This window comes from Saccharopolyspora sp. NPDC045941, from assembly GCF_056431445.1.
On sequence record NZ_JBWKKU010000004.1, the window covers coordinates 161,584 to 183,544 of the forward strand.

Annotated in this window: 20 protein-coding genes and 2 pseudogenes; 16 read left to right on the forward strand and 6 right to left on the reverse strand. The window is 70.8% G+C overall.

What is annotated here, in order from left to right:
* Positions 1 to 379: 379 nt before the first annotated feature.
* Positions 380 to 1,840: an adenosylhomocysteinase gene (gene ahcY / locus AC07FN_RS04835; RefSeq protein WP_478394410.1), complete on the forward strand. Its 1,461-nt coding sequence runs from the start codon at positions 380 to 382 to the stop codon at positions 1,838 to 1,840.
* A gap of 163 nt (positions 1,841 to 2,003) precedes the next feature.
* Positions 2,004 to 2,378: an MmcQ/YjbR family DNA-binding protein gene (locus AC07FN_RS04840; protein WP_478394411.1), complete on the forward strand. Its 375-nt coding sequence runs from the start codon at positions 2,004 to 2,006 to the stop codon at positions 2,376 to 2,378.
* On the opposite strand, the gene AC07FN_RS04845 is transcribed toward AC07FN_RS04840, so the two are convergent.
* Positions 2,362 to 2,964 (reverse strand): TIGR03086 family metal-binding protein, encoded by a 603-nt coding sequence (locus AC07FN_RS04845; protein ID WP_478394412.1) that lies wholly within the window; start codon positions 2,962 to 2,964, stop codon positions 2,362 to 2,364. The genes AC07FN_RS04840 and AC07FN_RS04845 overlap by 17 nt on opposite strands.
* Positions 2,965 to 3,586: 622 nt before the next feature.
* Here AC07FN_RS04845 and AC07FN_RS04850 point away from each other — a divergent pair.
* Together AC07FN_RS04850 and AC07FN_RS04855 are read left to right on the forward strand one after the other, a co-directional pair.
* A pseudogene (locus tag AC07FN_RS04850) lies at positions 3,587 to 4,084 on the forward strand (CehA/McbA family metallohydrolase); the annotation flags it as partial.
* Positions 4,085 to 4,112: 28 nt separating this feature from the next.
* Positions 4,113 to 4,610: a CehA/McbA family metallohydrolase gene (locus tag AC07FN_RS04855; RefSeq protein WP_478394413.1), complete on the forward strand. Its 498-nt coding sequence runs from the start codon at positions 4,113 to 4,115 to the stop codon at positions 4,608 to 4,610.
* Between the two features lie 5 nt (positions 4,611 to 4,615).
* Here AC07FN_RS04855 and AC07FN_RS04860 read toward each other — a convergent pair whose 3' ends face one another.
* The 5 genes from AC07FN_RS04860 to AC07FN_RS04880 form a co-directional block, all read right to left on the reverse strand.
* Positions 4,616 to 4,714: a hypothetical protein gene (locus tag AC07FN_RS04860; RefSeq protein WP_358307255.1), complete on the reverse strand. Its 99-nt coding sequence runs from the start codon at positions 4,712 to 4,714 to the stop codon at positions 4,616 to 4,618.
* A complete protein-coding gene (locus AC07FN_RS04865) occupies positions 4,675 to 4,935 on the reverse strand; it encodes a GntT/GntP/DsdX family permease (RefSeq protein ID WP_478394414.1) in 261 nt (86 codons plus the stop codon). The genes AC07FN_RS04860 and AC07FN_RS04865 overlap by 40 nt, the downstream gene beginning before the upstream one ends.
* Complete coding sequence (locus AC07FN_RS04870) at positions 4,932 to 5,834, reverse strand: NAD(P)-dependent oxidoreductase (RefSeq protein WP_478394415.1); 903 nt, start codon at positions 5,832 to 5,834, stop codon at positions 4,932 to 4,934. The genes AC07FN_RS04865 and AC07FN_RS04870 overlap by 4 nt, the downstream gene beginning before the upstream one ends.
* Positions 5,835 to 5,987: 153 nt before the next feature.
* On the reverse strand, positions 5,988 to 7,427 hold the full coding sequence (locus AC07FN_RS04875; RefSeq protein WP_478394416.1) for a four-carbon acid sugar kinase family protein: 1,440 nt from the start codon (positions 7,425 to 7,427) through the stop codon (positions 5,988 to 5,990).
* Between the two features lie 65 nt (positions 7,428 to 7,492).
* Positions 7,493 to 8,191 carry a FadR/GntR family transcriptional regulator gene (locus AC07FN_RS04880; protein WP_478394417.1) on the reverse strand — a complete coding sequence of 233 codons (699 nt, stop codon included), beginning with the start codon at positions 8,189 to 8,191 and terminating at the stop codon, positions 7,493 to 7,495.
* A gap of 308 nt (positions 8,192 to 8,499) precedes the next feature.
* Here AC07FN_RS04880 and AC07FN_RS04885 point away from each other — a divergent pair, with 308 nt between their 5' ends.
* From AC07FN_RS04885 to AC07FN_RS04940, 12 genes and pseudogenes are all read left to right on the forward strand, one after another.
* Positions 8,500 to 9,933 carry an MFS transporter gene (locus AC07FN_RS04885; protein WP_478394418.1) on the forward strand — a complete coding sequence of 478 codons (1,434 nt, stop codon included), beginning with the start codon at positions 8,500 to 8,502 and terminating at the stop codon, positions 9,931 to 9,933.
* Between the two features lie 20 nt (positions 9,934 to 9,953).
* Complete coding sequence (locus tag AC07FN_RS04890) at positions 9,954 to 11,453, forward strand: FGGY family carbohydrate kinase (RefSeq protein ID WP_478394419.1); 1,500 nt, start codon at positions 9,954 to 9,956, stop codon at positions 11,451 to 11,453.
* Positions 11,454 to 11,469: 16 nt separating this feature from the next.
* Positions 11,470 to 13,143, forward strand: a complete 1,674-nt coding sequence (locus tag AC07FN_RS04895) for a glycerol-3-phosphate dehydrogenase/oxidase (protein ID WP_478394420.1) — start codon at positions 11,470 to 11,472, stop codon at positions 13,141 to 13,143.
* Entirely contained in the window at positions 13,140 to 14,693 is a 1,554-nt protein-coding gene (locus tag AC07FN_RS04900) for an FAD-binding oxidoreductase (protein ID WP_478394421.1), read from the forward strand. The genes AC07FN_RS04895 and AC07FN_RS04900 overlap by 4 nt, the downstream gene beginning before the upstream one ends.
* A gap of 27 nt (positions 14,694 to 14,720) precedes the next feature.
* Entirely contained in the window at positions 14,721 to 15,344 is a 624-nt protein-coding gene (locus AC07FN_RS04905; protein ID WP_478394422.1) for a glycerol-3-phosphate responsive antiterminator, read from the forward strand.
* Between the two features lie 32 nt (positions 15,345 to 15,376).
* Positions 15,377 to 15,676, forward strand: a complete 300-nt coding sequence (locus tag AC07FN_RS04910) for a putative quinol monooxygenase (protein ID WP_132480110.1) — start codon at positions 15,377 to 15,379, stop codon at positions 15,674 to 15,676.
* Complete coding sequence (locus AC07FN_RS04915) at positions 15,676 to 16,797, forward strand: zinc-dependent alcohol dehydrogenase family protein (protein WP_358566850.1); 1,122 nt, start codon at positions 15,676 to 15,678, stop codon at positions 16,795 to 16,797. The genes AC07FN_RS04910 and AC07FN_RS04915 overlap by 1 nt, the downstream gene beginning before the upstream one ends.
* Positions 16,798 to 17,301: 504 nt before the next feature.
* The gene (locus tag AC07FN_RS04920; RefSeq protein ID WP_478394423.1) at positions 17,302 to 18,501 is read left to right on the forward strand and encodes an RNA-guided endonuclease InsQ/TnpB family protein; all 1,200 of its coding nucleotides are present in this window, start codon (positions 17,302 to 17,304) and stop codon (positions 18,499 to 18,501) included.
* Positions 18,502 to 18,921: 420 nt separating this feature from the next.
* Positions 18,922 to 19,272 (forward strand): annotated as a pseudogene (locus tag AC07FN_RS04925) ((2Fe-2S)-binding protein); the annotation flags it as partial.
* 115 nt (positions 19,273 to 19,387) lie between these two features.
* Positions 19,388 to 20,107, forward strand: coding sequence for a class I SAM-dependent methyltransferase (locus tag AC07FN_RS04930; protein WP_478394424.1), 720 nt, complete (start codon positions 19,388 to 19,390; stop codon positions 20,105 to 20,107).
* Between the two features lie 121 nt (positions 20,108 to 20,228).
* Positions 20,229 to 21,482 (forward strand): sigma-54-dependent transcriptional regulator family protein, encoded by a 1,254-nt coding sequence (locus AC07FN_RS04935; protein ID WP_478394425.1) that lies wholly within the window; start codon positions 20,229 to 20,231, stop codon positions 21,480 to 21,482.
* Positions 21,428 to 21,904 carry a helix-turn-helix domain-containing protein gene (locus tag AC07FN_RS04940; RefSeq protein WP_478394426.1) on the forward strand — a complete coding sequence of 159 codons (477 nt, stop codon included), beginning with the start codon at positions 21,428 to 21,430 and terminating at the stop codon, positions 21,902 to 21,904. The genes AC07FN_RS04935 and AC07FN_RS04940 overlap by 55 nt, the downstream gene beginning before the upstream one ends.
* Positions 21,905 to 21,961: the final 57 nt, after the last annotated feature.

Genomic DNA, 21,961 nt, shown 5'->3' on the forward strand with positions numbered 1-21,961 from the left:
GGCGAGGCGGGAGTCGTTTGACAAACCCTTGAGCCGGTTTCAGAATGTGGTCACGCCGGGTTTGACCGACACGATGCGCCACAACGGCGCGAGCGCTGGCTGAGAGGCGCTGCAACGGACTTTCGTCCGCCACGCTCAGCCGAGCCGCTTGAAGACCACGGTAAGGGCGCCTCCTACGGGAGGTGCTTTTTTTGTGCGCGGCTTGAGATTGCGGCCCGGAGCCGATCCATCGCGGTCGACGGCGGCCTGACGCCGCACCGAATCCGACCGGCGAGATCTCGCGGTTGCGCGCCCGAGTGCAGTAGCAGATCGGGCCATTCCGGCGTTCCACTTTGGATGAGCAGAACCGAATCAGTAGTCCTGCAAGGGGAAGGTAGCGATGAGCGTCAAGTTGCAGAAGGTCAATGGGCTTGAGTTCGCTGTCCGGGATTTGTCGTTGGCCGAGGCTGGTCGGCATCAGATCCGGTTGGCGGAGCACGAGATGCCGGGGCTGATGGCGACTCGTGAGGAGTACGCGGATTCGCAGCCGTTGAAGGGTGCGCGGGTTGCGGGTTCGTTGCACATGACGGTGCAGACGGCGGTGTTGATCGAGACCTTGGTCGCGTTGGGCGCGGAGGTCCGGTGGGTGTCGTGCAACATTTTCTCGACGCAGGACGAGGCTGCGGCGGCGATCGTCGTCGGCCCGAACGGGACGCCGGAGGCGCCCGAGGGTGTGCCGGTGTTCGCGTGGAAGGGTGAGTCGCTGGAGGAGTACTGGTGGTGCACCGACCAGTTGTTCCAGTTCGGTGACGGCCGGGGTCCGAACATGATCCTCGACGACGGTGGTGACGCTACCCTGCTGGTCCACAAGGGCGTCGAGTTCGAGGCGGCCGGTGTGGTGCCGAACGCGGGCGAGGACGACCCGGAGGAGTACAAGGTCATCCTGGAGACCCTGCGGAAGTCGCTGGCTGCCGACAAGGGCCGGTTCACCAAGATCGCCGGTGAGATCAAGGGTGTCACCGAGGAGACCACCACGGGTGTGCACCGCTTGTACGAGCTGGCGAAGGCCGGAGAGTTGCTGTTCCCGGCGATCAACGTCAATGACTCGGTGACCAAGTCGAAGTTCGACAACAAGTACGGCATCCGGCACTCGCTGGTCGACGGAATCAACCGGGCCACGGACGTGCTCATCGGCGGCAAGGTCGCGGTGGTGTGCGGCTACGGCGATGTCGGCAAGGGTGCGGCGGAGTCGTTGCGGGGTCAGGGTGCGCGGGTGATCGTCACCGAGGTCGACCCGATCTGCGCGCTGCAGGCGGTGATGGACGGCTACCAGGTCACGACCCTCGAAGAGGTCGTCGGGATCGCGGACATCTTCGTGACCACGACGGGCAACTTCAACATCATCACCGCGGAGCACATGGCGGAGATGAAGCACCAGGCGATCGTGGGCAACATCGGTCACTTCGACAACGAGATCGACATGGCGGGCCTGGAGAAGGTGCCGGGGATCCGCAAGCAGGAGATCAAGCCCCAGGTCCACGAGTACGTCTTCGGGGACGCGCACTCGATCATCGTGTTGTCCGAGGGTCGTCTGCTGAACCTGGGCAACGCGACGGGGCACCCGAGCTTCGTGATGTCGAACTCGTTCGCGAACCAGACGATCGCGCAGATCGAGCTGTTCACCAAGCCGGGCGAGTACGAGAAGCAGGTCTACGTGCTGCCGAAGCACCTGGACGAGAAGGTCGCGCGCCTGCATCTGGACGCGCTGGGCGTGAAGCTGACCAAGCTGACCAAGGAGCAGGCCGCCTACATCGGCGTCGACGTCAACGGCCCGTACAAGCCGGACCACTACCGCTACTGATCGAACCAGACCTGGAGCCCGCCGCGACGCGCCCGCGGCGGGCTCCAGCCCTTTTGCGCGCTCATCGAAAATTGCGGCCACTATTGCTTCAGTGGTGAATGAAATCAGCCCTCTCGGCGCGGATCTGCACCGGCCGGGAGGCGGCGGTCGTTACGCTGCTCGCATGACGCCGCAGGAGCTCAAGAACGCATGCCTCGCTCTCACCGGTGCGCGCGAAGAGTTCCCCTTCGACGACACCAACAGCGTTTTCAAAGTCACCGGCAAGATCTTCGCCATCAGCAGGCTGGGCGGCGACCCGCTGCGGGTCAGCCTCAAGTGCGAGCCGGAGCTGGCGGTCCAGCTGCGCGCGACGTACCCGGCCATCACGCCCGGCTACCACCTCAACAAGCGGCACTGGAACACGATCCTCCTGGACGGCTCCGTGCCCGATCCGCTCGTGCTGGACATGATCGAGGACTCCTACGACCTCGTCGTCGCGGCTTTGCCCAAGCGCGAACGGGAAAAGCTGCACTGGAAAGCGCTCAGCAGCGAGGAGTGAGGCCGCCGCCCGGTCCGACCGGATTGCGCCCGAGGTAGGCGACGAGGCGTTCGCCCGGCGTGGCCTGCCGGGACCACGCGACGGGCGGCCCGAACAGGGACGGGCGGATGCCCTCGGTGACGATCATCGGTGCCAGCCGGACCAGCGCCGCCGCGAGGCCGTCCGGGATGGGGGAGTCCTGCCCGCATGCCCGGGCGATGTCCCAGCCGTGCACGGCGATCTCCAGCGCACCGGTCGCGGCGGCGATCCGGCCGTCCAGGGGCAATCCGCCGACGTGGACGTCGTCCGGGTGGGAGAGACAGGTTTCCAGCAGCACCCTGGCGCGGTCGCGCAAGGGTGCGACCGGGTCGGCGGAATCCTCGCCGTCATCCGGAACGCGGGATGCGAGCGTGTCGGCGACAACGGCCAGCGAATCGTTGACGTGGGCGACGAGCGTCCGGAGGTCCCAGCCGGCGCACGGAGTGGCGTTGGCCAGCGTCGCGGTGGTGATGTCGGCCGCGGCGCCGAGGACGTAGCAGGTGGCGCGCTCCAACAGCGTTGCGGCATCGCCGAAGAGCTCCGGCTCGATCGCGATTCGCTCGTCCACCGGATGGTCCTCCTCGCTGTTCGCCTGCGGTGCTTCCCGGTTAGACGCGGAGGTCGGCGAAAACTCATCGCGCACCCGGGCGGTGAATTCCGCCGCCCGCCGCACGGGGTTCATCCGCCGTGTCCGCTCAGGTCAGGTCGCGGCGATTGGATCCATGGCACTTCGACCATGGGAGGCATGGGTGGATCTGCTGAGCAGGCGCGGTTTCCTGGCCGCGGGAGGAGTCATCGCGGCGGCGAACCTGCTGCCGGGCGTGGCCTTCGCCGAGCAGGCCGCGGGCGCCGAGACCCGCACCGTCACCGGCACCTTCGGGCCGAGCATCGAAGACTGGTTCTACCTGCCGGTCGAGGTGCCGCGCGGGGTGGCCGAGATCGAGGTCGTCTACTCCTACGACAAGCCAGCGGTCCCGCCCGGGACCCGCGGAAACGCCTGCGACATAGGCATCTTCGGCCCGGAGGGGCACGAGCTGGGCAACGCACGCGGCTTCCGCGGCTGGTCGGGCGGGTTCCGCGACCGCTTCACCATCAGCGCCGCCGGCGCCACCCCGGGCTACCTGCCGGGCCCGGTCGCACCGGGCACCTGGCACGTCGTCCTCGGCCCCTACACCGTGGCGCCGCAGGGGATGAACTACCGCGTCGACATCACGCTGCGGTTCGGCCCGGCCGGCGCGCCGGCCCGCCCCAACCCCGCTCCCGAGACCGCGCCGGCCCGCGAACGGGGCCGCGCGTGGTACCGCGGGGACTGCCACCTGCACACCGTGCACTCCGACGGCCGCCGGACCCCCGCGGAGCTGGTCGCGGCCGCCCGCGCCGCCGGCCTGGACTTCATCACCTCCACCGAGCACAACACGTCGTCGGCGTCGTTGCAGTGGGGTGAGCACGCGACCGACGACCTGCTGATCCTCAACGGTGAAGAGGTCACGACGCGTTCCGGGCACTGGCCGGCGATCGGATTGCCGCCCGGGACCTGGATCGACTGGCGCTACCGCGCCGACGACCCGCGCAGCTTCCGGCGCTTCGTCGACCAGGTGCACGAGGCGGGCGGTCTGGTCACCGCCGCGCACCCGTTCGCCAGTTGCTTCGGCTGCACCTACGAGTTCGCCTACGAGCTGGCGGATCTCGTCGAGGTGTGGAACCAGGGCTGGACCGATGAGGAGGAAGCGGCGGTCAACCACTGGGACGGGGCTGCTGCGCACCGGCCACTGGATTCCGCTGATCGGCAACTCCGACGCGCACAACCCGGAACACGTCGTCGGAAGCCCGCAAACCGTGGTGCTCGCGGACGGCCTGCGGCGGGAGGAGCTGCTCGCCGGGCTGCGTGCGGGGCGCTCCTGGCTCGCCGAATCATCCGCCGTGCAGCTGGATTTCACGGCGACCGACGGTCGGCGCACCGCCGGCATCGGGGAAGGGCTCGCCGCCGACAGGGGCACACCCGTGACGTTCGAGCTGACCGTCAGCGGCGTGCCCGGCACGACCGTGCGGCTGCTGGACCAGGTGGGGCCGGAGCACACCGCGGAAGTCCCCGCCACCGGCTCGCTCACTACGAGGTGGACGACCTACCCGCGCTACACGCGCTGGGCGCGCGCGGAGGTCCGCCGGGCCGGCCGGATGGTGGCGATGACGAACCCGATCTTCCTGACCAGGTGACGACCTCAGACGAACGGCCAGACCGCTGCGGTCAGCGCGAATCCCGTCACGCCCATGACCGTCGTCAGGACCGTCCAGGTGCGCAGCGCGCTGCCGACCTCCAGGCCGACGAGCTTCGCGAACATCCAGTACCCGGCGTCGTTGACGTGCGAGAGGCCGAGCGCATGGTGTCGACGAGCTCCGCGGGCGGCACGCCGCCGGCGAGCGCGACTCCGGTGCTGACCCCCAGCAGGGCGACGAAGGGCTGCACCTTCGCCTTCAGCACCAGGAAGAGCAGCAGCGCCATCCCCACCGCGCCGATGCCCAGCAGCACGGTAGAGCTCATCGTTGCGCCTCCTTCGGCGAGAGCAGCGTGACGACGCTGGAGTCATCGGAGCCGCCCAGCCCCGCGCGCTCGCCGAGCAGGTAGAGCTGCTGGGCGGCCGAGGCCAGTGGCGTCGGGACGTGCGCCTGCTTGGCGATGCCGGCGACGATTCCCATGTCCTTGACGAAGATGTCCAGCCGGGACCGGACTTCCGCGCCGTCGCCGTAGGCCTCGATCATGCGCGGCCCGCGGTCGGCGAGCATGAACGATCCGGCGGCGCCCTTGCTCAGCGAGTCGATGACGGTGGCCGGGTCCAGGCCGAGAGCCCGGGCCATCGCCACGGCTTCGGCGGCCGCGGCGATGTGCACGCCGGCGAGCAGCTGGTTGATCGCCTTGAGCGCCTGCGCGTCGCCGGGCTCCCGGCCGATCTCGGTGAGGGTGGAGGCGAGGCGGTCGAGGACCGGGCGGGCCGCGTCGAGGCTGTTCTCGTCGCCGCTGATGACGATCAGCAGGTCGCCGGTGCCCGCGCGGGTAGGGCCGCCGCTGACCGGGGCATCGACGAGACGGGCACCGGATTCGGCGAGCCTGGTAGCGGTTTCGCGAGCCGCGTCGGGTCCGACGGTGCTGGTGAGCACCACGACGGCACCGGGGTTCAGCGCTTCGGCGGCGCCGTTCGCGCCGAACAGCGCGGCTTCGACCTGCTGCTGGTCGCGGACCGCGAGCAGCACGACGTCGGCGTTCCCGGCGGCTTGCGCGGGAGTGGTCGCTTCCGCCGCGCCCGCGGCGGCGAGCTGGGCGCGGCGCCCGGCGTCGATGTCGAAGACGGTCACCGGGAAGGCGGGCGCGAGGTGGGTGGCCATCGGCAGGCCCATGGCTCCGAGGCCGATCACGGCGACGCGGGTGGCGGAGTTGTCAGGCATTCGTCTTTCCCCGTTCTGCGGTGAGCAGGTTGATCGTGCGGACGGCGCAGGAGCGTTGCGCGGCCGTCCGGGGCGGTGCGATGAAGTCCGAAGTGGACGGATGAGACCCGTTGAACACCAACGATGTGTGATCGTCCTGAGCGCGGAGCGGCATCAACGGCCCCGCAGCGAGGCCACGACGTCGGCGAGCGCTCGCCGGTCGCCGACGTTGCCCGGGAACACGACGTACGGGATGCCCGTGAACTCGCCGGAGACCGGCTCCCACAGCGAGACGATGCCCGGCAGCATGGTGCCCCGCACCATCGCGCGGCGGATGTCGAGGCTGGCAGTGGCGATGTCGCTGGAGGTGATGCCGCCCTTGGCCACGACGAATGCCGGGCGGTGCGCGCGGACGGCCGCGCGGACGGTGTCGACCAGGCCGGCGGACACGGCGCGGGCGATGGCCAGGCTGGCGTCCGGGTCGGCGCCGGTGACCAGCGTGCGGCTGGTGCGGATCACGACGTCGGCGTCGGACATCGCCCGTGCGGCGGCCTGCGCGACCGCGTCGACGTGGGCGTCGCGGGTGGCCGGGTCGAGCAGCGCGGGCACGTCGAGCTCCAGCTCGGTGATGCCGCCGAGCTCCCGCAGCCCGTCGAGCTGGCTGGTGGTCAGGCCGACGTGCGAGCCGACGGCGATCAGGCCGTGCCCGTCGCCGGTGCCCATGCCGCGCAGCACCTCGCCGTCCAGCGGCGGCGCGCCCGCCTGACCGGCGCGGGAGCGGACGAAGGCCGGGCCGACCCGGTAGAGCAGCCGCTTGCCCCGGGACTCGGCGTGCAGCAGCGCGAGCGCCAGCACGCGGATGTCGTCGTCGCAGGCCGCGTCCACGACGACCGGCTGCTGGCCCTGCACGGTTTCGAGGAGCTCGGCGACCCGCTCGGGGCCGCCTTCCCGGAGGTCGGCGGCGGTGATGGCCAGGACGCGGTCCGCCGGCACCCGGCCGCCAGTCTTCTCGGCCACCCAGTCCCGCAGGTCCGAGCTGCGGTAGCCGAAGGTGGCGTCCTTGGCGAACTCCGTGCGTCCGGCCGGGAGCATGCCGTCGGCCGTGCGGGTCCAGTGCACCGAGCCGATCGTGAACCGGCCCGCGTCGGGGAAGGCGGGCACGATGACGACGCCGTCGATCGGTTTGCCGCGCTGCGCCAGCTCTTCGGCCAGCAGATCGGTTTCGCGCGGGTAGTGGCCGCGCAGCGTCGAGTCGCTCCGGCTGGCAACCACGAAGTCGGCGCCTTCGGCGTCCGCGGCGCGGGCGAGCGCGTCGATCACCTCGCGGTTGCGGGCGTCGGCGTCGGCGGCCGACAGGCTGCGGGTGTTGGTGAGCACGAAGAAGGTCCTGCTGGGCTGGGTCAGCGCCCAGCGCAGGTCGTCGACGCCCCAGGTGGTCAGCACCGGGACGTCGGCGACGGTCTGGGTGCCGGTGGGGTCGTCGTCGAGCACGACCAGGCGCGGCCCGCCGGCCATGCGCTCGGCGATCTCGGCCGGGGCGACGGGGCGGACGGCGGGCAGTCCGGCGAGGAGTTCTTCCGCGGAGATCGGGCGGTCCTGGGGCAGATCGGGCATGGCGGCTGCTTCCTGTAGGCGTGCGGAGGTGCCCACGCGGCGCGTGGGAGTCGGGGGAGCCGGGGTCAGCTGTCGGCGAGCACGTGGGCGCGGAGGTCGTCGGCGGTCTGGGCCATGTGGTCCGCCATCGCCTGGCGCGCGAGCGCCGGGTCGGCCGCTTCGAGCGCGCGCAGGATCTTGGTGTGGTGCGCGAGGGCGTTGGCCCGGATCTCGGGCACCGCGGAGGTCTCGCGGCGCCCTTCGACCAGCAGCCGGCCGAAGGGCTCGAACATCAACGGGATGAACGCGTTGCCGCTGGCGCGCATGATCGCGTCGTGGAAGGCGATGTCGGCCTCCACGAACAGCTCGACGTCGTCGGTGTCGACGGCGTCGCGCATGTCCTGCAGCAGGCTCCGCAGCTGCGCCAGGTCGTCGTCGGTGCGCTTGCCCGCGGCCAGCTCGACGGCGCCGACCTCGATCAGCCGCCGGGCCTCGATGAGGCTCTCCGAGATCGCCGCGCTCGACCGGGGAGTGGCCGCGGCGGCCCGGATCAGCGGGTCCAGCGCGGTCCATTGCGCGGGCGGGTTGACGTAGGTGCCGCGGCCGCGCTGGATGCGCACGATGTTCTGCACGCGCAGCGCCTTGATCGCTTCGCGGACGGTGAGGCGGCTGACCACGTACTGCTCGGCGAGCTCGCCTTCCGGCGGCAGTGCGCTGCCGGGGGCGTGCGTGCCGTCGATGATCGCGCTGAGCAGCCGCTCGGCGAGTTGGTCGGACAGCGACATTGCTGCGGATCCTCCTCTAAATCAGACGTCAGATGTCTGATGGCAGCAGACGATAAGGCCCGGACCGAACCCCGTCAACCGGCCCGCGTCCGCTGTATCGATGCAGGTCGTGGGGCCCGTCCACATAGGGCGGTCCGGTGGGCGAATTCCCCTGAGCGCTGCCGTTTCGCTTGACGCCCGCGTTGCGCCGCGGTTAATGTCTCCGCCACGACAGGCATAGACGAAGAGCCACTGTCAGCGGTCTTCGTCGTGCCTTTTTTCTTTTTGCCGGATCGCTGCCAGTGCCTTCCCTCGAAAGGTGGCGATCTGTGGCCTCACCTTCGAACGCGGTGGCGGGGACGGTCTCCGGCCCCTCCGACGTGGTGGCGTTGATCAACAAGCTGGAACGGTTGCCTAGGAAGGCCAGCTTCCTCTGGTACCTCATCCTCGGCGGGTTGTTCCTCGACGCCTACTCCAACGCCGCGCTGAGCGCCGGGCTTTCGCCGATGGTGAAGGAACTGACGCTCACGCCAGGGCAGGTCGGGCTGCTCACCGCCACGGCGCCGGCCGTGGCGATCCTCTTCAACCCGGCCAGCGGTTGGCTGGCCGCCCGGATCGGGCGGGTCAAGCCGCTGCTGCTGGCCAAGCTCATCGGCGTCGCGGGCGCGCTGCTCACCGCGTCCGCGGGCAGCTTCGAGACCGTGTGGGCCGGCCGCGCGCTGGTCGGCGTCGCCTACGGCATCGACTTCGCGGTGGCGATGGCGATGCTCGCCGAGTACACGCCCGCCAGCCTCAAGGGCCGGCTGAACCTGTGGCAGTGCGTCTGGTACATCGCGACCACCTCCAACCTCGCGCTGACGCTGATCTGCTACAAGCTCGGCATCGGCGCGGAGATCTGGCGCTGGTCGGTCGGCTCGGCCGCGGTCATCGCCGGGGCGCTGTTCGTGCTGCAGATGGTGTTCCTGGTGGAGAGCCCATCGTGGCTGGCATCCCGCGGGCGGCTCGCGGACGCCGCGCAAAGCCTCCGCCGGATCTACGGGTTCGACGCCGTCCCCGGCGAGCGGGCCGAGGCGCCCGCCGAGGCGCAGCAGTCGATCGGCTTCCGCCAGTCGGGCGTGCTGTTCCGCAAGCCCTACCTGCCGCGGACGATGCTGTCGACGCTCATCTCGCTGACCCAGTCGATGCAGTACTTCGCGATCGGCTGGTACCTGCCGGTGATCAGCCTCGCGATCTTCGGCGAGCAGTTCGAGAAGGCCACCGTCGGATCGATGATCTTCAACGCGGCCGGCATCATCGGCGGCGCCGTCTCCGCCTACGCAGGCCGCCGGATGGGCCTGCGGATGAGCTCGGCGGTCGGCTACGCGATGGCGTTCGTGCTGCTGCTGGTGCTGGGGCTCGGGTTCGGCAGCCTGCCGACCGTGCTGGCCTTCACCGTGCCGTTCCTGTTCATCTTCTTCCACTCCGCGGGCCCCGGCGCCAACGGCAAGTCGATCGCGGCGCTGTCCTACCGCAGCGACATCCGCACCCTCGGCACCGGCATCACGGGCATGCTCGGCAGCTTCGGCAGCGTCGTCGGGCTCTACGTGTTCCCGCTGATCAAGGAGTCGATGGGCCTCGGCCCGACGATCGCGGCGCTGGCCGTCGTCCCGCTGCTCGGGCTCATCACCTGCGTTGCCATCAAGTGGGACCCGACGCGCGGCGGCTTCGACCCCGACGACGAGGTCATCGACCTGCTGCCGGCACCGGTGCCGGCCACCCGCTGACGGCGCAGAAAGGCACCAGCATGAGCAGTTCGCAACGAGGCGTGCTGTCGATCGACGAAGGCTCGACCGGCACGCGCGCGGCCGTGGTCACGGCGGACGGATCGAGCGGGCCGTCGTTCTACCGGCCGATCGCCGTGGTCCACCCCGACCCGCTGCGGGTCGAGCAGGACGCCGGCGAGCTCTGGCGGCACACCCTGGACGTGGCGCGGCAGGCCGTGGCGTGGGCCGCGGACAGCGGCGTCGAGATCGTCGGGGTGGCGCTGTGCACGCAGCGCGCGACCGCGGTCCTGTGGGACCGGGTCACCGGGCGGCCGCTGGCCCCCGCCGTGGTCTGGCAGGACCGCCGGTACGCGGCGGAACTCGAAGCGCTGGCGCAGCAGTGGGACCCGGTCCTGCTGCCGCGCACCGGCCGGCCGGTCGGCAGCCGGTCGCCGTTCCTGTGGGCCGCCCGGCAGATCGCGGAGAACCCGGAGGCGCGGGCCGCCGCGGACGCCGGACGGCTGCTGTTCGGCTCGATCGACACCTGGCTGAGCTGGAACCTCAACGGCGGCACCGCGCACGCCGTCTCCGCCAGCAACGCGGCGGCGCTCGGCGGCTACCTGCTGCGCGAGCACGCGTGGGATCCGGACTGGCTCGCCGCGGTCGGCTACCCGCAGGAACTGGCGCCGCCGCTGTCCGACGACGACGGCGACTTCGGGTGCACCGACCCCGAGGTGCTCGGCATCCGGGTGCCCATCGCCGCGGCGATGGGGGACCAGCACGCGTCGCTGATCGCCCTGGGCGCGCTGGAACCCGGCCAGGGCATGTGCATGCACGGCACCGGCACCTTCGTCGGCGCGCTCACCGGCGACGAGCCGGCCGACGCCGCCAACGCCGTCGACGGCGTGCTCGCGCTGGTCGGCTGGCGCTCCGGCGGCCGCAGCCGCTTCAGCCTGGAGGCCTACACGTCGACGACGGGTTCGGCGCTGCGCTGGCTGGTCGAGGACCTGCAGCTGTTCGACTCCGCCGAGCGGATCAGCGAACTCGCCGCCACGCACCCGCGCGACCGGGACACGTGGTTCGTGCCCACGCTCGCCGGGCTGCGGACGCCGCTGGCGGTGCCCGGCGCCCGGGCCTGCCTGACCGGCCTGAGCCTGGCCACCACGCGCGCCGCCATCGCCCGCGCCGTCCTGGAAGGCATCGCGCACTCCGTGTGCGACACCGCCGACGGGCTCCGGTCCACGATGGACGGACCGCTGACCCGGCTGCGCGTCGGCGGCGGGCTGGCGGCCAGCGACGCGCTGATGCAGAGCCAGGCCGACCTCTCCGGCATCCCCATCGAGCGGGTGGCCGACTCCGCCACCGCGAGCCTGCGCGGCGTCGCGTACCTCGCCGGCGTCCGGCTCGGCCTGTGGGGATCACTCGACGAGGTCGTCGGCGCGCGCCCCGTCGGCCGCACCTTCGAACCCGCGACCACCGACCAAGAACGGCAGGAGCTGCGCGCCGAATGGCAGCGGGAGCTCCGGAAGTCACTGCCCTGAACGAAGAAGGAACATCATGATGAAACTGCCGTCCCGACGGCCCAACTCGGTCGCGGCGAAGGCCACCCCCGGCGCTCCGGTGATCCTGGACCGCCGGCGGGCACTGCGGCGACTCGCCGACGCGGAATTCGACGTGCTGGTGATCGGCGGCGGGATCACCGGCGCCTACACCGCGCTCGACGCGGTATCCCGCGGATTCTCCGTGGCGCTGGTGGAACGCGACGACTTCGCCTCCGGCACGTCGTCGAAGTCGTCGAAGATGGTGCACGGCGGGCTGCGCTACATCGAGCAGGGAAACGTGAACCTGGTCCGGCACTCGCTGCTGGAGCGGCACCGGTTCCGCCGCAACGCGCCGCACCTGGTGCAGCGCCTGCCGTTCCTGTTCCCGATCCTGGAGCAGGAAGGCGTTTTCGACCCCCGCATCGCGAAGGCCTTCGAGGGTCTGCTGTGGACCTACGACCTGGTCGGCGGCTGGCGGATCGGGCGCCTGCACCAGCGGCTCACCCCCAACGAGGTGCTCTCCCACGCGCCGACGCTGCGCGCGGACCACCTCAAGGGCGGCCTCATGTACTACGACAGCCGCACCGACGACGCCCGCCTCACCCTCACCGTCGTGCGCACCGCCGCCCATCTCGGCGCGGTCGTCGCCAACGGCGCGAAGGTCGAGCGGCTGCTCAAGGACGGCGGCCGGGTGCGCGGCGCCGTCGTCCACGCCGACGGCGAGGACATCGACGTGCGCGCCCGCGTCGTGGTGAACGCGACCGGCGTGTGGACCGACGAACTCGACGTGCTGGCCGACGACGCGCACCGCCCGCAGGTCCGCCCGGCCAAGGGCGTGCACGTCGTGGTGCCCTGGTCGAAGATCCGCAACGACTGCACGGTCACGGTGCCGATCCCGGGCCGCGCCCGCCGCGCGACCTGCACCCGCTGGGGCGATGTCGTCGTCCTCGGCACCACCGACACCGACTACGACGGCTCCATCGACGACGTGCACTGCACGCGCGAGGAGATGGAGTTCCTCCTCGACGGCGCCAACGTCGCCTTCAACAGCGGCATCACCGCCGACGACGTGCTCGGCAGCTTCGGCGGCCTGCGCCCGCTGGTCGGCGGCAAGGAAGGCGCCACCCTCGACATGCGGCGCGACCATCACATCAGCGTGGGCGGCGGCGGCATGGTCACGGTGACCGGCGGCAAGCTCACCACCAGCCGCCACATGGGCGAGCTCGTGGTGGACAAGGTCGCCGGGCTGCTCGGGCGGAAGACCCGCAGCCGCACCACGAAGCTCCCGCTGCTCGGCGGCGCCGGCTACGACCCCGAGGCGGTCGCCGCCTCCGGCGGCACGGCCGCCCACCTCGGCGGGCGCTACGGCACCGAGTCGCGCTTCGTGAGCGCGCTGATCGCGGAGGACCCCGCGCTCGCCGAGCCGCTGGTGGCCGGCCAGCCGCACCTGAAGGCCGAGGTCGTCTACGCGGCGCGGTCCGAGATGGCGCACTCGGTCGACGACGTGCTCTCCCGCCGCACCCGCCTCCGGCTGTTCGCCCGCGACGCCTCCGCGGAAGCCGCGCCGGTCGTCGGCGAACTCCTCGCCGCCGAGCTCGGGCTCAGCGCCGACACCATCGCCGGACAAGTAAGCAGCTACCGGGCGGACATCGCCCACGAGAAGTCGATCCTGTTGGGAGAGAAGGCATGATCAGCCGCCAGACCATCACCCACCCGTTCAACCGCGGCAAGTACGTCGTCGGAGCCCCGACCCCGCCCCGCTACGGCGCGGGCACCCCGGTCGGCAAGGGCGCGGCGTCGCTGCAGACCACCACGGTCGAGGTCCCGGGCGCGGTCGTGGAGTCGCTGCGCGGCATCGCCGACGCCGTGCACACCGACCGCGACGAGGTCGTGCTGCGCACCCGCGACTGGTGGGCGGGTTCGATGATCGGCGAGACCGCCGACAGCCCGGCCACCCCGGACGCGGTGATCGTCGAGGTCAGCACCGTCGAGCAGATCCAGGCCGTGACCCGGCTGTGCAACGAGCACACCCTGCCGCTGACCGTCTCCGCCGGCCGCAGCAACGTCACCGGCGCGGCCCTGCCGGTCTTCGGCGGCGTCGTGCTCGACGTCTGCGGACTTACCGGCATCGTCTCCTTCGACGCGGAATCACAGGTCGTCGAGGTCCGGGCCGGCATGTTCGGCGACGTCTTCGAGAAGGAGCTGCAGGAGGTCCACGGCGCCACCACCGGGCACTGGCCGTCGGCGTTCGCGATCTCCACCGTCGGCGGCTGGGTCGCCTGCCGCGGCGCCGGCCAACTGTCCACCCGCTACGGCAAGATCGAGGACATGGTCGTCGGGCTCGACGTGGTCCTCGCCGACGGCACGCTGGCGACCTTCGGCGACTACCCGCGCGCCGCGACCGGCCCCGACCTGCGGCAGCTGTTCGTCGGCTCGGAAGGCACCCTGGGCATCATCACCTCGGTCCGGCTGCGCACCCACCCGCTGCCCGAGTACGCCAAGGCCATCGCCTACGGCTTCGACACCTTCGCCGAGGGGCTGGAGGCCTGCCGGCTGATCACGCAGCGCGGCGCGACCCCGGCCGCGGTGCGCCTCTACGACAAGCTGGAGAGCGGCACCCACTTCGGGCACCCCGACACGAACCTGCTGCTGATCGCCGACGAAGGCGACCCGGTGATCGTGGACGCGAGCATCGCGGTCAGCGCCGAGGTGTGCGCGGAGCAGGGGATCGAGCTCGACGGCCAGGCGGTGTTCGAGCGCTGGCTGGACGAGCGGATGCTGGTCGGCAAGTCCGCGGACGGCTTCACCCCCGGCCCCGGGTTCGTCGCCGACACTCTCGAGATGGCCGGACCGTGGGCGAAGCTGCCCGCCATCTACGACGAGGTGGTGGCCGCGATCTGCGCGGTGCCCGGCACGCTGGCGTCCTCGGCGCACCAGTCGCACGCCTACACCGACGGCGCCTGCCTGTACTTTTCGCTGCGCGGCGAGGTCGAGCCGGAGCAGCGGCGGCAGTGGTACCGCGCGGCGTGGGACGCGGCCAACACGGTGCTGATCCGGCACGGCGCGGCGCTGAGCCACCACCACGGGTCCGGGCTGCTGCGCGGCCCGTACCTGGCTGACGCGCTCGGCTCCGGGTTCCCGGCGTTCGAGGCGGTCAAGAACGCGCTCGACCCGCGCGGCGTGCTCAACCCGGGCAAGCTGGGCCTGCCCACGTCGTTCGGCACCGGGCCGCTCGACTGAACCACCGGGCGGGTAAGAGTAACGGGCATGAGTGAACCTTCCACGCGTCCGCGCCGACCGCTGAACCCGCTGATCGCGGCGGCTTTCGCGGACGTCCCGGTGTGTGCCTCGGTGGTCGGTGCGGCGCGGGTCAAGGACTTCGCCGCCGCACCGACCGCGGTCGGCGTCCTGGCGTCGATCCCGGTGGGCGAGCTGCCGAAGGTCGTCCGGGTACTGGTGCACCTGAAGAAGACCGTGTTCGTCAACATCGACGCCTGCCCCGGCCTCGCCCAGGACCGCGGCGCGATCGACTTCCTGACCGAGATCGGCGCGCAGGGCGTGGTCAGCACGCGGGCCGCGCTGATCGACCGCGCCGGGGCGCTGGACATGCTGACGATGCAGAAGGTCTTCGTCACCGACCGGTCGAACCTGAACCGGAGCCTGGAAGGCGTCGGCCGGAGCAACCCGGACCTGGTCGAGGTGATGCCCGCCCCGATCATCCCGTGGATGCCCGAGGAGGCCCGCCGCGTGCTGTCGCCGTTCGTCGCGGCGGGCTTCGTCACCGATGTGGCCGGGGTGGCGCACTCGCTGGCCATGGGCGCGGTCGCGGCGGCCACCTCGGACCCCGGGCTCTGGTCGCTGACCCGCGATCGGCTGCGGGCCGGGAAATGACCCGCGCACAACACTTTCAACAACGGAGAGCCATGAGTTTCGTCGTGATCGCACGGTACGTCACCAACCCCGGCAAGCGGGACGAGGTGCTGGACCTGCTGGCGCCGATGGCGGCGGCGTCGCTGGCCGAGCCGGGCTGCCGCCGCTACGGCCTGCACGCCGGCACCGACGACGACGTCGTCGCCATCGTCGAGGAGTACGACACCGAGGCGGACTTCGCCGCGCACTGCGAATCCGAGCACTTCAAGCGGATCGTGCTCGGCCAGGTCGTGCCGCTGCTGGCCGAGCGCGTGGTCACCCGCTGCGTGCCGGTCGCCGGGGCGGGTGCGTGATGCGGGTCCGCGCGGCAGTCCTGCGGGAATCCGGCCGCGAAGCGCCCTACGCGGCGTCGCGGCCCATCGACGTCACGACGCTGGAGCTCGACCCGCCGGGGCCCGGGGAACTGCTGGTGCGGGTCCGGGCCGCCGGGCTGTGCCACTCCGACCTGTCGGTGATCAACGGCTCGCGGCGCAGGCCGCTGCCGATGGCGCTCGGGCACGAGGCGGCCGGCGAGGTCGTCGAGGCCGGCGCGGGCAGCGGTTTCGAGCCAGGCGACCACGTGGTGCTCGCCTTCGTGCCGTCCTGCGGCGACTGCGAGCGCTGCGTGGCCGGCCGCCCGGCCCTGTGCGGTCCGGGCGCCGCGGCGAACGGGCAGGGCGCCCTGCTCGGCGGCGGCATGCGGTGGCGGGCCGACGACGGCTCGCGGCCGTACCACCACCTGGGCGTGTCGGCGTTCGCCGAGCACATCGTCGTGTCGGCGCGCTCGGCGGTGAAGGTCGACGCCGACCTGCCCTTCGAGATCGCCGCCCTGTTCGGCTGCGCCGTCCTGACCGGTGCGGGCGCGGCCCTGCACTCGGCGCAGATCCAGGCGGGGGAGAGCGTCGCGGTGTTCGGCCTCGGCGGCGTCGGCCTCGCGGCGCTGCTGATGGCGAAGGCGTCCGGAGCGTCCACATTGGTCGCCGTCGACGTCGTCGAGCACAAGCGGGAGCTGGCCGCCCGGCTCGGCGCGACCCACACCGTGGCGGGCGGCCCGGAGGCCGTCGAGCGGATCCGCGAGATCACCGGCGGTGGCGCCGAGAAGGTGATCGACACGACCGGCGTCGCGCCCGTCCTGCGGCAGGCCTACGACGCGACCCGCAGCGGCGGCACCACGGTCACCGTCGGCCTCCCGGACCCCGAGGCGCAGCTCTCCCTGCCCGCGCTGAGCCTGGTCGCGGAGGAGAAGACGCTGCGGGGCAGCTACCTCGGTTCGTGCGTGCCGAGGCGGGACGTGCCGCGCTTCATCGAGCTGTACCGGTCGGGCGCGCTCCCCGTCGACGCGCTGCTGTCCCACCGCCTCACGCTCGACGAGATCAACGAGGGGTTCGACCGCCTGGCCGACGGCACCGCCATCCGCCAAGTCGTCGTCCTCTGACCGCCGGCGCCGCCCGGGACCAGCGAGAACCGCCGGTCCCGGGCGGCGGCGCTTCCTCGGCTACCTGCTGGCCGCGCCCACATTGGTTGCCACGGCCAGGCTGACGGACCGCAGACAGCTGAAGCGGCCGTGCCCAGCCCAGGACTCACCGACACCTACGACCTGTCCGACGCCGCCCTGCCCACGTCGAACGTGATCTCGGTGGGGTGAAACCTTCGGCAGTGCATCGACGCCGTCAGAACCCTGGACATGGCCTGATAGCAGGGCACTGTGGACGGCAAGTCTGAAGAAACGCTGCTGCGCGAGCTCAAAGCCGCCACGTCGCCGGTCAAACCGGCTTTACCGCTGCCGGCAGTGGTCGACGCCGAATTCCACAAGGGAAATATAGTGTGGGGGTCCTGGATTTATCCGTGGGGGAAGCGCGCAAGTCGAGAACAACGTGGCCAGCGGCGACCATGGCATCCAGCGCTTAGTCGAAACTGATCCCGCTGTAGAATGATCGTTATGCGGACGGCGTACAAGTGCCGGCCTTACCCGGACCCCGAACAAGCGGCCATGCTGGGCCGCACGTTCGGGTGTGTACGCCTGGTGTGGAACAAAACCCTCGCCGAGCGGCGCCGTGCCTACCACGCCGAAGGGCGGAAGATCTCCTACAAGGAGACCGACGCCGCACTGACTGTGTGGAAAAAGACCGAGGTTTTGGCGTTTCTGTCCGAGGTCTCCAGCGTTCCGCTGCAGCAAATCCTGCGACACCAGCACACCGCGTTTCAGAATTTCTTCGCAGGGCGGGCAAGGCATCCTCGGTTCAAGGCCCGCAACGGCCGCCAGTCGGCGCACTACACCCGCAGTGCGTTCCGTATGCGTGACGGGCAGCTGTTCCTTGCTAAAACCAGCACCCCGCTGCGGTTCGTGTGGTCCTGGGACGACGACATCCTTGCCGAACTAAAGCCGACGATGGTGATCGTCTCCCGCGACCCGGACGGGCGTTGGTTCGTGACGTTCGCTGGCGACACCGATGACCTCGAACCTGCCCCTGATGTTGGGCATGCGGTCGGCGTGGATCTTGGCGTGAAGGACTTCGCCGTCACCAGCGACGGAGAGAAGGTCGCTAACCCCAGGCATCTGGAGCGCAAGGCCCGAAACCTCGCCCGGTATCAGCGGAGGATGGCCCGCAAGCAGCGCGACTCGAACAACCGGCGTAAGGCCAAAGCCAAGGTCGCGCGCGCCCACCGCAAGGTCCGCAACGCCCGATCCGATTTCCTGCATCGCACCAGCACCCGCCTTGTGCGCGGCGCGGATGTGATCGCGGTCGAAGACCTCGCGGTCAGCAACATGGTCCGTAACCGTCGGCTCGCCCGCGTGATTTCCGGCGTCTCATGGGGCGAGTTTCGTCGGCAGCTGGAGTACAAGGCAGACCGCGCCGGGAAAACCCTGGTCGTGGTCGACCGCTGGTACCCCAGTTCGAAAACTTGCTCTGCGTGCGGGCACTTGCGCAGCGAGCTGAAACTGTCCGTCCGGAACTGGGTGTGTCCGGACTGCCGCACCCGGCATGATCGGGACATCAACGCGGCGAAGAACATTCTGGCCGCTGGTCTAGCGGTTGCTGCCTGTGGAGCTGGTATAAGACGGGGCGAGTTTGCTCGCACGCGGTCAGCTATGAAGCAGGAAACCCAGCCCGCGAGGGGTGGAATCCCCCGACCTTAGACGCGGGGAGGAAGTCAACTTCGCCTTCGCCAGCAACATGGCACTGGAGACCAACTGCGCGGTCTCCGACGTCCGCAAGGATCGTACGGAGGCCTGGCCCGAACTGCGTCCTTGATCATCGCCAAGCGGGAGATAGCCCAACGCCTCGGGCTATCGGAAACCGCCGTCACCGTGCGCGTGGTGGAAGGCGGCGGATCCTTCGGCGACTACCTGTTTCACGATGTGGCTATGGAAGCCGCCGACGCATTACCAAGCGTTCGGCAGGCTGTTCCGGCTGATGCGGCACCGCACCGGCGACTTCCGGCGCTGCCGGGCGCACCCGATGCGCTTCTCGCGGATCCGGGCGACCTGCGCCGGCGACGAGGTGCTCAGCTTCGAGCGATACCACACGAGCCAAAGCACACTTTCAAGCTCAACGGTGTCTGCCGGGCCTGCACCTGCCACATCAACGGCAAGGCCTTCAACCCGTGCTCCGTCCCGGTCTCCGAGATCGGGCCCGACGACGAGATCACCACGATCGAGGGCTTGCCAGCGACCGTCGGCAAGGACCTGCACCCGATGCAGCAGGCCTGGCTGGACCGGGACGTCCCGCAGTGCGGGTACTGCCAGCCGGGCCAGATCATGACGGCGGTCGCGACGGTCCGCAAGGTCCGCGAGGAAGGCCGCGAGATCGGCGACGAGGACCTCGACAAGATCCGCAACGTCTGCCGGTGCGGCACCTACCAGCGAATCCGGGAGGCGATCAGGGCAGGCGCCGACGCGACCGAGTAGGCGCACCGCCGGTGGGCGGCACGACCGCCCACCGGCGGTGCGAAACCCCCGAATCTCTTTGCGGAGAAGGTAAAATCGATCAGGTTGACCGCTTTCGCGATCGGGGAGGTCGTTGGTGGATAGGGACGTCCGGACGATGGACGACGTGTTGCGCATGCTCGACCGGATGCTCGCGACGGATGCGCGCACCACCCCGGACTGGTGGGACCGGTTCTACTCGGACCGCGCCAAGCCGATTCCCTTCTTCGCCGCCAAACCGGACGAGAACCTGGTGTCCTGCCTGGACCGCGGCGTGCTCGCTCCCGGGCGTGCGCTCGATCTGGGTTGCGGGCCGGGGCGCAACGCGGTGCACCTCGCGTCGCTGGGCTTCGAAGTCGACGCCATCGATCTCTCGCCGGAGGCCGTGTCCTGGGGCCGGGAACGCGCCCGCGAGGCCAGCGTCGAGGTCCGCTTCCACTGCGCCGACATGTTCTCCGCGGACCTGCGGCTGGGCCGGTACGACCTGGTCTACGACTCCGGCTGCCTGCACCACCTGCCGCCGCACCGCCGGGTCGGCTACCTGGACCTGCTCGACCGGGTGCTGGTCCCCGGCGGTCACTTCGGCCTGACCTGCTTCGCCGCCGGCGAGATGGGATCGGAGCTCTCCGATGAGGAGTTCTACCGCCAGGGCGACCTGGGCGGCGGGATGGCCTTCGACCCGGACTCGCTGCGCTGGATCTTCTCGGACTACACCGAGATCGAGCTGCGGCCCATGGTGGGGCAGCCGGCGGACGCGCCGCACTACGGCGTCCCCTTCCTGCTGACCGCGTTGTTCCGCCGCCCGGCGGCCCGTTGACCACCTCGTACTACTGGCGGTGCGTGCGTTCGGGGGTATTGAACCCGCACGGCCTGCTTGCTTCGGTGGCGGGGGTCACAGATAATCCGACGTTAACTTTCGTTAACGCAGCGCCGGATGCATGACCGGGCGGGGCCGGGAGGAAGCGGTGAATCCGAGCGGGAACCAGGTAGTGCGTCCCGAGATCGCCTCGTCCTGGCGGCGCACCAGCATGAGCGGGCTCCGCCCGGAGTCGGCGCTGGACCGGTTGCACATCGCCGAGTTCGACACCGCCAGCCGGCTCATGCGCGCCGCCGGACCGGTGCTGGACGAACTCGCCACGCGCCTGGTGGACACCACCTTCTGCATCGCGCTCGCCGACAGCTCCTGCCGGATCGTGGACCGCCGGTTCACCGACCTGCGCACCGAGCTCGCGCTGAACCGGATCAGCGCCGTGCCCGGCGCGCAGTTCACCGAGGAACACGCGGGCACCAACGCGCTCGGCACGCCGTTCGAGGTCATGCGCGGGGTCGCGGTGCACGGCGCGGAGCACTTCGTCGAGGCGCTCAAGGCGTTCAGCTGCTACGGCCACCCGATCCGCCATCCCGTGACCCGCCGGATCGAAGGCGTCCTGGACATCACCGGTCTGGCCCGCGAGGCCAATCCGCTGTTCGCGCCGCTGCTGCAGCGCGCCGTCGAAGACATCGAGCAGCGGCTGTGGGAAGGAGCGCGGCTATCGGAGAAGCGCCTGCTGCGGGCGTTCCAGCACACCTCCCGCAGCCCGTGCCGGGCCGTGGTGGCGATCGGCGGCGAGCTCGTCCTGACCAACCGGGCCGCGCTCGACCTGCTGGAACCCCCGGACCACGCCGTGCTGCGCGACCTCGTCTCCGGCGTGACCGGGTCCGCCTCCCGCGACCTGGTGCTGGGTTCGGGCGCGGCCGTGCACCTGCGGGCAGAGAAGGTCACCGGCACCGCCGATGGCTACCTGGTCGAGCTGACGCCCCGCGCCCGCACGCGGGTCCCGGTGCCGCGCGGCCGGGTGGCCGAGAACCGGCGAACCGGACTGGACCAGCAGCTGGCCGAGCTGAGCAGGAGAGCGGGGCCGGTGCTCATCGCCGGAGAACCCGGCTCCGGGCGCACCTCCGCGGCGCGCGCCATCGCCGGCCCGCGAACCGTGCAGGTGCTCGACGCCGCGGACGTGGTCGTCGTCGGCGAGCAGGAGTGGGCCAAGCGGCTCTGCTCGCCGAACCCGGGCGCGGAAGTCCTCGTCGTCGAAGGAATCGAGTGCTGTCCGACGCGCTGTGCGCCGGGCTGGCGCGCATGCTCGCGGACGATCCGGGCGTGCGCCTCGTGCTCACCTCGGCGCCGCGCTCCGGGCTGCCGCCGCGGGTGCTGAGCCTCGCGGCGACCTGCCCGTCCCGCGTGGAACTGCCGCCGCTGCGCAACCGGACCGACGAGTTCGCGGCGATCGCGCGCACCATGCTCGCCGAGCTCCGGGCCGACCTGCGCATCGCGCCGAGCGCATTCGAGGCGCTGATCGCCCAGCAGTGGCCCGGGAACCTCCGCGAACTGGCCGGGGTGCTCCGCGGCATCACCGAGCGGCGCACGGCCGGTGACATCACCGTCGCGGATCTCCCGGCTGGCTACCGCGACGCCGGCCGCACCGCCCGGCTGAGCAGGCGGGAGCGGGCCGAACGCGACGCCATCACCGAGGCCTTGCGCGACACCGGCGGCAACAAGGTGCAGGCGGCGCAGCGCCTGGGCATCAGCCGCACCACGTTGTACAGCAGGATGCGTGCGCTCGGGGTGTCCCGTTGAGGTGTTCAGTTCTTGAACAGTTACCGCCCGCGCGCGGCCGCGAACATGGTCCCCGTC

Bases quoted from the DNA above. Each gene is read 5' to 3' on its own strand.
- AC07FN_RS04920 (WP_478394423.1), top strand. From the start codon at position 17,302: ATGCGGACGGCGTACAAGTGCCGGCCTTACCCGGACCCCGAACAAGCG.
- AC07FN_RS04935 (WP_478394425.1), top strand. From the start codon at position 20,229: ATGACCGGGCGGGGCCGGGAGGAAGCGGTGAATCCGAGCGGGAACCAG.
- AC07FN_RS04910 (WP_132480110.1), top strand. From the start codon at position 15,377: ATGAGTTTCGTCGTGATCGCACGGTACGTCACCAACCCCGGCAAGCGG.
- AC07FN_RS04895 (WP_478394420.1), top strand. From the start codon at position 11,470: ATGATGAAACTGCCGTCCCGACGGCCCAACTCGGTCGCGGCGAAGGCC.
- AC07FN_RS04890 (WP_478394419.1), top strand. From the start codon at position 9,954: ATGAGCAGTTCGCAACGAGGCGTGCTGTCGATCGACGAAGGCTCGACC.
- ahcY (WP_478394410.1), top strand. From the start codon at position 380: ATGAGCGTCAAGTTGCAGAAGGTCAATGGGCTTGAGTTCGCTGTCCGG.
- AC07FN_RS04865 (WP_478394414.1), bottom strand. From the start codon at position 4,935: ATGAGCTCTACCGTGCTGCTGGGCATCGGCGCGGTGGGGATGGCGCTG.
- AC07FN_RS04905 (WP_478394422.1), top strand. From the start codon at position 14,721: ATGAGTGAACCTTCCACGCGTCCGCGCCGACCGCTGAACCCGCTGATC.
- AC07FN_RS04870 (WP_478394415.1), bottom strand. From the start codon at position 5,834: ATGCCTGACAACTCCGCCACCCGCGTCGCCGTGATCGGCCTCGGAGCC.
- AC07FN_RS04880 (WP_478394417.1), bottom strand. From the start codon at position 8,191: ATGTCGCTGTCCGACCAACTCGCCGAGCGGCTGCTCAGCGCGATCATC.
- AC07FN_RS04875 (WP_478394416.1), bottom strand. From the start codon at position 7,427: ATGCCCGATCTGCCCCAGGACCGCCCGATCTCCGCGGAAGAACTCCTC.
- AC07FN_RS04915 (WP_358566850.1), top strand. From the start codon at position 15,676: ATGCGGGTCCGCGCGGCAGTCCTGCGGGAATCCGGCCGCGAAGCGCCC.
- AC07FN_RS04855 (WP_478394413.1), top strand. From the start codon at position 4,113: ATGAGGAGGAAGCGGCGGTCAACCACTGGGACGGGGCTGCTGCGCACC.
- AC07FN_RS04900 (WP_478394421.1), top strand. From the start codon at position 13,140: ATGATCAGCCGCCAGACCATCACCCACCCGTTCAACCGCGGCAAGTAC.
- AC07FN_RS04840 (WP_478394411.1), top strand. From the start codon at position 2,004: ATGACGCCGCAGGAGCTCAAGAACGCATGCCTCGCTCTCACCGGTGCG.